Annotated in this window: 8 protein-coding genes and 1 pseudogene; 4 read left to right on the forward strand and 5 right to left on the reverse strand. The window is 70.5% G+C overall.

The window, feature by feature from the left end; translation table 11 throughout:
* Positions 1-68 precede the first annotated feature (68 nt).
* From AOK15_RS22745 to AOK15_RS22760, 4 genes are all read left to right on the forward strand, one after another.
* Complete coding sequence (locus AOK15_RS22745) at positions 69-1,349, forward strand: NAD(P)/FAD-dependent oxidoreductase (protein WP_055519801.1); 1,281 nt, start codon at positions 69-71, stop codon at positions 1,347-1,349.
* A gap of 41 nt (positions 1,350-1,390) precedes the next feature.
* Positions 1,391-2,842 (forward strand): NAD-dependent succinate-semialdehyde dehydrogenase, encoded by a 1,452-nt coding sequence (locus AOK15_RS22750; protein ID WP_055519803.1) that lies wholly within the window; start codon positions 1,391-1,393, stop codon positions 2,840-2,842.
* Positions 2,843-2,870: 28 nt separating this feature from the next.
* Positions 2,871-4,043, forward strand: coding sequence for an N-methyl-L-tryptophan oxidase (gene solA / locus AOK15_RS22755; protein WP_055519805.1), 1,173 nt, complete (start codon positions 2,871-2,873; stop codon positions 4,041-4,043).
* A gap of 129 nt (positions 4,044-4,172) precedes the next feature.
* Positions 4,173-4,526, forward strand: a complete 354-nt coding sequence (locus AOK15_RS22760) for a cupin domain-containing protein (protein WP_055519807.1) — start codon at positions 4,173-4,175, stop codon at positions 4,524-4,526.
* A 123-nt stretch (positions 4,527-4,649) separates the two neighbouring features.
* Here the strand turns inward: AOK15_RS22760 and otnI are convergent, their stop codons facing one another.
* The 5 genes and pseudogenes from otnI to AOK15_RS48850 all read right to left on the reverse strand — a co-directional run.
* A complete protein-coding gene (gene otnI / locus AOK15_RS22765; RefSeq protein WP_055519809.1) occupies positions 4,650-5,462 on the reverse strand; it encodes a 2-oxo-tetronate isomerase in 813 nt (270 codons plus the stop codon).
* Between the two features lie 162 nt (positions 5,463-5,624).
* Positions 5,625-6,374: an aspartate/glutamate racemase family protein gene (locus tag AOK15_RS22770; protein ID WP_055519812.1), complete on the reverse strand. Its 750-nt coding sequence runs from the start codon at positions 6,372-6,374 to the stop codon at positions 5,625-5,627.
* A gap of 174 nt (positions 6,375-6,548) precedes the next feature.
* Positions 6,549-7,412 carry a class II fructose-bisphosphate aldolase gene (locus tag AOK15_RS22775; protein WP_055519814.1) on the reverse strand — a complete coding sequence of 288 codons (864 nt, stop codon included), beginning with the start codon at positions 7,410-7,412 and terminating at the stop codon, positions 6,549-6,551.
* Positions 7,412-8,225: nucleotide-binding domain containing protein (locus AOK15_RS48585; protein WP_338059919.1), on the reverse strand; the 814-nt coding region annotated here is incomplete at its 5' end. The genes AOK15_RS22775 and AOK15_RS48585, both read right to left, overlap by 1 nt.
* Positions 8,226-8,227: 2 nt before the next feature.
* Positions 8,228-8,384, reverse strand: a pseudogene (locus AOK15_RS48850) (four-carbon acid sugar kinase family protein); the annotation flags it as partial.
* Positions 8,385-8,434: the final 50 nt, after the last annotated feature.

Consider the following 8,434-nt stretch of genomic DNA (forward strand, 5'->3'; position numbering starts at 1 on the left):
GGCCGTATGACCGCCGCCGCCCCGACCGCCAGCCGCTGCACCTCGAAACTCCCCGCTAAGGACCCGACATGAAGACGATTCCCTACTGGATAGAAACCGCTGGGGTGTTTCCGGACCGGTCCGGCAAGCCGCTGACCGAGGACACCGACCTGGTGGTGGTCGGCGCCGGTCTGACGGGTCTGTCCACCGCTCTGCACTCCGCCCGCAAGGGCGCTCGGGTCACCCTCGTCGAGAAGGGCCAGATCGGCTCCGGTGCCTCCGCGCGCAACGGCGGCATGGCCAACCTGGGCTTCACCATCGGCGTGGGCCAGGCCATCCGCCGGTACGGCCTGGAGCGGGCCCGTGAGATCTACAACTCCTACGGCGAGGCCGTCGACACCGTCGAGCGGCTCGTGAACGAGGAATCCATCGACTGCCAGTTCCGTCGCGTCGGACGTCTGGGCGTCGCGTCCCGCCCCTCGCACTTCGAGAGCAAGAAGGCCCAGCAGCGCGACCTGGCCAAGTACTTCGGACACGAGACCACTCTGATCGGCAAGTCCGAGCTGCGTTCCGAGATCGGATCCGACGCCTACCACGGCGGCCTGCTCGACCCGTTCAGCGCCGCACTGCACGTCGGCCGCTTCGTGGGCGGCATGGCCGAGGCGTGCGAGCGCACCGGTGTCGAGATCCACGAGCGCAACGCGGCCATCGGTGTGCGGCGTACCGCCGCCGGCCGTTTCGAGGTGCAGACCGAGCGCGGTGTGGTCCGCGCCGGGCAGGTCATGATGGCCACCGACGCCTACACCGACAAGAACTTCCCGTGGCTGCGCCGTCAGCAGGTCAGCGTGGGCAGCTTCATCATCGTGACCGAGCCGCTCGGTGAGGAACTCGCCCGGGACATCATCCCCAAGGCCCGTCTCATCGTCGACTCCAACAAGGTCTGCCACTACTTCCGGCTCACCCCGGACAACCGGCTGCTGTTCGGCGGCCGCGCCCGCTTCGCGCCGTCCGACCCCACCTCGGACAAGAAGAGCGGCGCAGTCCTGTTCCGTGAGATGTGCGAGATCTTCCCCCAGCTCTCCCGCACCAAGGTCGAGTACGTGTGGGGCGGCTCCGTCGGCTTCGCCATGGACCGCATCGTGCACGCCGGGCAGACCGAGGACGGCGTCCACTACTCCCTGGGATACGCCGGACACGGTGTGCAGATGGCCACCCACATGGGCCATGTCATGGCCGAGGTGATGGACGGCCACCCCGAGGTCAGCCCCGTCCGGGACATCGCGCCGCCCCGCATCCCCCTCTACAACGGCACCGCCTGGTTCCTGCCCTTCGCGGGCGCCTACTACAAGACGCTGGACCGCATCCGCTGACCGGTCGGCAGCCCTTCCACACCTACAAGGAGATACCCACGATGTCTGTCGTCCGTGATGTTCCCAAGCAGCTGTTCATCGGTGGTGGCTGGCAGGACGCCGAGTCCGGCCGGACCCTGTCCGTCGACAACCCGGCCACCGGCGAGGAACTGTGCCGGGTCGCCGACGCCTCACCCGCGGACGGCCGGCGTGCCGTGCAGGCGGCGGTCGCCGCGCAGGCCGCCTGGGCCGCCACCCCGCCCCGGGTGCGCAGCGAGATCCTGCGCCGCGCCTACGACATCGTCATCGCGCGCACCGAGGACCTCGCGCTGCTGATGACCCTGGAGATGGGCAAGCCCCTGGCCGAGGCGCGTGCCGAAGTCGCCTACGCGGCGGAGTTCTTCCGCTGGTTCTCCGAGGAAGCCGTCCGTGTCGACGGCGGCATGATGACCGCTCCCGACGGCAGGAACCGACTCCTGGTCAGTCGTCAGCCCGTGGGCCCCTGCCTGCTCATCACGCCCTGGAACTTCCCCCTGGCGATGGGCACCCGCAAGATCGGCCCCGCCATCGCCGCCGGCTGCACCATCGTCCTCAAACCCGCCCCTCAGACTCCTCTGTCCAGCCTGGCCCTGGCGGAGATCCTCACCGAGGCGGGCCTGCCGGCCGGTGTGCTGAACATCGTCACCACCTCGGACGCGCCAGGCGTCATCGAACCCCTCCTGCGGGGCGGGCAGATCCGCAAGCTCTCCTTCACCGGCTCCACCCAGGTCGGCCGGATCCTGCTGGCCCAGTGCGCCGACACCGTGATCCGCACCTCCATGGAACTGGGCGGCAACGCCCCCCTCATCGTCTTCGACGACGCCGACCTCGACGTGGCCATCGAGGGCACCATGGTCGCCAAGATGCGCAACATGGGCGAGTCCTGCTGCGCCGCCAACCGCATCCTCGTCCACACCTCCGTCGCCGAGGAGTTCGCCTCCCGCCTCGCCGCCCGCATGGCCGCCCTCACCGTCGGGCCCGGCACCGAACCCGGCACGGACGTCGGCCCGCTCATCGACAACGCCGGCCGGAGCAAGGCCCACGATCTGGTGCGGGACGCCGTCAAGCGGGGCGCCACCGTCCTGACCGGCGGTGAACTCCCCGAAGGACCGGGCTGCTTCTACCCGCCCACCGTCCTCACCGGCATCTCCGCCGACTCCGCGATCATCGACACCGAGATCTTCGGCCCCGTCGCCGCGATCCGCACCTTCGAGACCGAGGACGAGGCCGTCGCCGCCGCCAACGACACCGAATTCGGCCTGGCCGCCTACCTGTTCACCCAGAACCTCGACCGCGCCCTGCGCGTCGCCGAACGCCTCGAGAGCGGCATGATCGGCCTCAACACCGGACTGGTCTCCAACCCCGCCGCGCCCTTCGGCGGCGTCAAGCAGTCCGGGCTCGGGCGCGAAGGCGGACGCGTCGGCATCGACGAGTTCCTGGAGTACAAGTACATGGCCGTCCCTGTCGGAGCCTGACGCACCCGACCGAGAGGAAACCGCTCGCATGGACGCACAACTCGCAGTCATCGGCTTGGGCAGCATCGGAAGCATGGCCCTGTGGCAGGCTTCCCGGCTGTCCGACTCGGTGGTCGGCTTCGAGGCCGCCACCCCCGCCCACGGCCGTAGCGCCGTGGGCGGGGACACCCGCCTGTTCCGCATGGTCTACCTGGGTAGACCCGACTACTACCCCATCATGGAACGCTCCCGCGGCCTGTGGGCCGAGCTCGAAGCGGAGACCGGGCAGGACATCCTCACCACCACCGGGGGACTGTCCATCGGGACGGCGAACGGCAGCTATATCACCAACCTCCTCGAGACAACACGCCTCAACGGAGCCGAGCACTGCGTCCTCAGCCGGGAGGAGATGGCGGAACGCTATCCCCAGCACAACCTCCGCCCCGACGACTGCGCCGTGTATGACCCCCACGCCGGCGTTCTGCGCACCGACCGTGCCGTCAGCGCCGCCGTCGCGGCGGCCGAGGCGGGCGGCGCCACGGTCCTGCGGAACACACCCGTGGACAGCATCACCGAAACCGACCACGGCGTGGTCGTCACCTCGGGCGACAGAACCTGGACGTTCGAGAAGGTCATCGTCGCCTCGGGCGGCTGGTCCCGCAGGCTCATGCCCGACCACCTCAAGGCCGTCACCGAAACCAAGCGGATCGTCCTGACCTGGTTCCTCGCCCAGGACGGCGCGCAGTTCTCGCCGGAGAACTTCCCCGTCTTCAGCCGGCTCTACGACGGCCGCTCCATGTACGGCGCACCCGCGGTCGACGGTGCGACGGTCAAGGCATCGGTGGACGGACCGGTGGACGGGCGCGGAAGGACAACTCCCGATCCGGACTCCGTGCCCAGAGAACTCACTCGTGAAGAGGTCGAGAAGGTCACCGACATCGTCACCGAGTTCTTTCCCGGCCTGATCCCCACGATTGTGCGCTCCGACGCGTTCCCCGACCTTTTCACCGAGGACAGTCATCCCCTCCTCGGTTGGCTGGACGAGAACAGCAGGATCTACTGCGCCACCGGATTCTCCGGAAAGGGCTTCAAGATGGCGACCGGCTACGGCCATATCGCCGCACACGAGGCACTCGGAAAGAAGACCGTCGACGGCCTGAATTTCGTGCGTCCCGACCGGTTCAAGGTCAGGTCGTCACCCACCTCCACCGTGTGTCCTTGACACAACGTCCGAAGACGGTGTCCGCATTGGACAGTTCACGCATGGGCTCCGTGCGGGATGCCGGGGACACTCGACGTCTGCCGACTGCCTGACCCGCACCGAGATTTTCCCAACAGTAAAGGAACAAACATGTCGCTCCTGAAGACCATCGACACCGACCCCTCCTTCGTACCCAAGGAGTCCGGCCCGCTGCCGGAACGCCTGATCTCCGGTGATCCGACGTACAAGACCTGGTCACAGGACGACGCCCGTGGGGAAACCATCCACACGGGCGTCTGGGAGGCTACGCCCGGCGAGACGCGCTCGATCAAGGGCGAGACCTTCGAGTTCTGCCACATCCTTTCCGGCGTCGTCGAACTCACGCCGGAAGGCGGCGAGCCGGTGATCTACAAGGCAGGCGACAGCTTTGTCATGAAGCCGGGCTACGTCGGTGTCTGGAAGACCATCGAAACCGTGCGCAAGATCTACGTGACCGTGTCCTGACCCCGATGGCGCAGGTTGCCCCCGCCGTGGAGACCACTCGCGAGGGCAACCTGCCCGGAGGACGCAACTCCTCGACGACTCCCGCGGCCGGTTGCCCAGCGCCCACCGGCCGCGACAGTGTTCTCAAGCGCTTTCGCCTCGGCGGCCGCGGTAGTCGTTCAGCCAGCCCAGACCTTCGCTCGTGCCGGCGCGGGGCCGGTACTCGCAACCGATCCACCCGTCGAAGCCCAACTCGTCGACCACGTCGAACAGGTGGCGGACGTCGACCTCACCCCGGTCGGGCTCACCCCGGTCGGGCACACCCGCGATCTGGAGATGACCGACCCGGCCGGTCGGCAGGTCGCGGCGCAGCGTCGTGGTGAGGTCGCCCTCGACGATCTGGCAGTGGTAGAGGTCGAGCTGCACCTTGAGATGCGAGGCGCCCACCTCCCGCGTCACACCATGGGCCTCGGCCTGGGTGCTCAGGAAGTATCCGGGCATGTCGCGGCCGTTGATCGGCTCGATCAGAATGTCCACGCCCGCCGAGGCCGCCCGTTCCGCTGCCCAGGCCAGGTTGGTCAGGTAGGTGCCCCGGTGCCCGGCCCGCTCGGCCGGTGTCGCGTCCGGTCGGACCAGCCCGGCCATCAGGTGCACCCGCGGGCAGCCCAGCGCCACCGCGTACTCCAGCGCCCGGTCGACCCCGGAACGCGTCTCCGCCTCGCGTCCGGGCAGCGCCGCCGTCCCGCGCTCCCCGGACTCCCACGCTCCGGGAGGCGCGTTGAAGAGCACCTGCTCCAGGCCGTGGTCGTCGAGCCGGCGGCGCAGCTCGGCGGCGTCGTAGGCGTAGGGGAAGAGGTACTCGACGGCCTGGAAGCCGTCGGCCGCGGCCGCGGCGAAGCGGTCGAGGAAGTCGTACTCGGTGTACATCATGGACAGGTTCGCTGCGAACCTCGGCATGCTGGCTCCTGTGGTTCGGCCGGGGACGGCCGGGATCAATGGTGGACGGCCGGGCGCAGTGGCGGCCGGCCAGGATCATCAGTGAACGATGCGGAGGGGGCGGTCCGACCTCACGGCAGAACACCACATGCCGTGAGGTCGGACCGCCCCCGTGCGATGCGATCACCTGGCTCCGCAGCCTCCCTGCCAATCCTCGGTCTCAAGGGCCTTGCCCGTGGCACCGGCAGGTTCGGTCGTCCGCGCGTTCAGTACACGCACCGCGTTCTCCGTGCCGCTGCGCGGGCTGGAGAGGACGGGCTTGCCGACGGCTTCGGCGATCGCGGGAGCCAGCCGTGCCATGGACGCCTGGGCCAGCACGATCGCGTCGACCTCGGTGGCCAGCGCACGTGCCCCGTCCAGGACCATCGCGTCGTGGCGGTCGCGGTCACCGGACATCAGCACCGAGAAGGCGCCCTCGCACAGCCGTTCCCGCACGGTGATGTCGCGGCCGGCCGCCCGGGCCTTCTCCTCGACGAGGGCACGGGTCGGCGGCATCGTCGTGGGGACCGTGGCCAGGACGCCGATGGCGTCGGCGGTCTCCACCGCGGACGCGGTCATCGCGTCGTCGATCTTGACGATCGGGACGGAGACCAGGCGTCGGGCCACGTCGATGGCCGGACCGACCGAGGAGCAGGCCGAGAAGATCACGTCGACGCCCGCGGACTCCGCGGCCTGGGCGAGGTGCACCATGCGCTGTGTGCTGGCGGACGAGACCTCACCGTCGCGCACCACGTCCGCGAGCACGTCGCTGTCGACGAAGTGCAGGACCCTGGCGTCCGGCGCGAGCTCTGAGAGGTACTCGTTGATGACCGAATCGGGGTTCACGAACAGCAGGCTGGTGTGCAGCACGGCGATCGAGGGAGCTGTGGACATGGTGTCTCCAACTGGGTGCGGGGCGGCCCGCGTGCCCGGGGAGGGCACGCGGGCACGGGACAGAGCGGTGCGACCCGCGCGCGGCGCGCGCGGCAGGGAAGGCGGACGACGGTCGTGTGTCCACCGATGCGATGCGATGCGGTGCGGCTCCGGGCGGCGGGGAAGTTCAGGCGGTCATGCCTCAGCCCCCGCGGGGCGGGGGCTGAGGCGGCCGATGACCTCCAGGGCGGCGTCCCGGACCGCGTCGCGGCCCGCCGCCCACAGCAGGACCACGTCGGAGCCGGGCAGCGCCGACGGGAGGGCCGTGCGAGTGGCCTCCAGGTAGGCGCGGCGCAACTCGGCGTTGACGTTGACCTTGGCCACACCTCGGGCGAGGGCGCCGTGCAGTTCCTCGACGGGCAGACCGCTGGCGCCGTGCAGGACGAGAGGGACGGTCACGCCCTCGTGGATCGCGGCCAGCCGCTCCAGGTCCAGGCGGACCGGATGCTGGGTGAAGCCGTGGACGTTGCCGACGGCGACGGCGAGCGCGTCCACGCCTGTCGCGGCCACGAACTCGGCCGCCTGCCGCGGGTCGGTCATCGCCGCGGTGTGCGCGACGGCGTCGGTGGAGACGTCCTCGTCACCGGGGAGGGCACCGAGTTCGGCCTCCACCCAGGCGCCGTGGTCGCGGGCTCGGCGGACGGCCTCCCGCGTCAGCGCGATGTTCTCCGTGAAGGGCAGGTGGGAGCCGTCGACCATGACGGAGGTGTAGCCCGCCTCCAGGCAGGCCGTGATCTCGTCCAGGTCCCGGCTGTGGTCGAGGTGCACTCCGAGAGGGGCCGTGGAGCGTGCGGCGGCGTCCAGCGCCAGCCGTATCAGGGCCTCGCGACCGGCGTGCTTGAAGGGACTGGAGCCCGCCTGGATGACGACCGGCCGTCCCGCGGTCTCGGCGGCGGCCGTGATCCCCTGGACCGTCTCCAGGTTGTAGGCGACGAACCCGGGCAGGGCGTGACCGGCGGCCGCGGCCTCCTTCAGGGCATCGGTTCCGTGCAGCAGCATCAGGCACTCCCGAGCAGGTCGAGGGCGTCGACGAGGGCGTCGGCGCCCCCGACGTTCCCGGCGAAGACGATGTAGGGGATGCCGGCGGCGGGGCCGTCCACGGGCTCCCAGAGCGAGACGATGCCCGGCAGCAGCGTGCCCCGGGCCCAGGCGCGGCGGATCCGGAGGCCGTGGGTGGCGGTGTCGCTGGAGGTGATGCCGCCCTTGGCGACGACGAAAGCGGGCCGCCGGGCGGCGTTGACCTGGCGGACCGCCTGGACGAGCGCGGCGGAGACCCGGCGGGAGATCGCCAGACTGTCGTCCGCGTCGGCACCCGTCACCAGCACCCGAGAGGTGCGGATCACGGCGTCGGCCGAGTCCAGCGCGTCGGCGGCCGCGGCCGCGACCTCGGCGATGTGGGCGTCACGCCGCCCCTCGTCGAGCAGCAGCGCCACATCCAGTTCGTACTCGGCGATCCCGCCGCGCTCCCGCAGCCGGTCCAACTGCCGTGTCGTGAGCGCCATGTGAGACCCCACGACGACGAGACCGTGCGGTGCGCCGCCGTGCGGCGGGCGCACCGCGGCCGGGGTGAGCCGGCGCAGTGCGGCCGGGGTGAGCGGGGCCCGCGCCGCCTGCCCGGCGCGGGCTCTGACGAAGGACGGCCCGACCCGGTACAGCAGCCGGGTGCCGCTCTCCTCCGCCAGCGCCAGGGCCAGGGCGAGAACGCGCAGGTCGTCGTCGCACACCGCGTCGACCACGGCCGCCCGTCCGCCGCGCAGCGAGGACAGCAGCCGTGCCGTGTGCGCCGGGCCGCCGCCGCGCAGGTCGTCGAGGNNCCTCGACCCACTCGGGCAGCGAGGAGCTGCGGTAGCCGAAGGTGGCGTCGCGGGCGAACTCGCTCATCCCGACGGGGAGCAGTCCGTCCGTGGTCCGCATCCAGTGGTGGGAGCCGACGGTCAGCCGGCCCGCCTCGATGTAGGCGGGCACCAGCACGACGCCGTCCGGGGCTCTGCCGTCCAGCTCGGTCAGCTCCTCGGCGAGGA

The sequence above is a fragment of the Streptomyces ossamyceticus genome, assembly GCF_001418475.1.
Classification (GTDB): Bacteria; Actinomycetota; Actinomycetes; order Streptomycetales; family Streptomycetaceae; genus Streptomyces; species Streptomyces ossamyceticus.

What these genes read in the sequence shown, in the direction of transcription:
- AOK15_RS22745 (WP_055519801.1), top strand. Translation starts at nt 69, where the DNA reads ATGAAGACGATTCCCTACTGGATAGAAACCGCTGGGGTGTTTCCGGAC.
- AOK15_RS22750 (WP_055519803.1), top strand. Translation starts at nt 1,391, where the DNA reads ATGTCTGTCGTCCGTGATGTTCCCAAGCAGCTGTTCATCGGTGGTGGC.
- solA (WP_055519805.1), top strand. Translation starts at nt 2,871, where the DNA reads ATGGACGCACAACTCGCAGTCATCGGCTTGGGCAGCATCGGAAGCATG.
- AOK15_RS22760 (WP_055519807.1), top strand. Translation starts at nt 4,173, where the DNA reads ATGTCGCTCCTGAAGACCATCGACACCGACCCCTCCTTCGTACCCAAG.
- otnI (WP_055519809.1), bottom strand. Translation starts at nt 5,462, where the DNA reads ATGCCGAGGTTCGCAGCGAACCTGTCCATGATGTACACCGAGTACGAC.
- AOK15_RS22770 (WP_055519812.1), bottom strand. Translation starts at nt 6,374, where the DNA reads ATGTCCACAGCTCCCTCGATCGCCGTGCTGCACACCAGCCTGCTGTTC.
- AOK15_RS22775 (WP_055519814.1), bottom strand. Translation starts at nt 7,412, where the DNA reads ATGCTGCTGCACGGAACCGATGCCCTGAAGGAGGCCGCGGCCGCCGGT.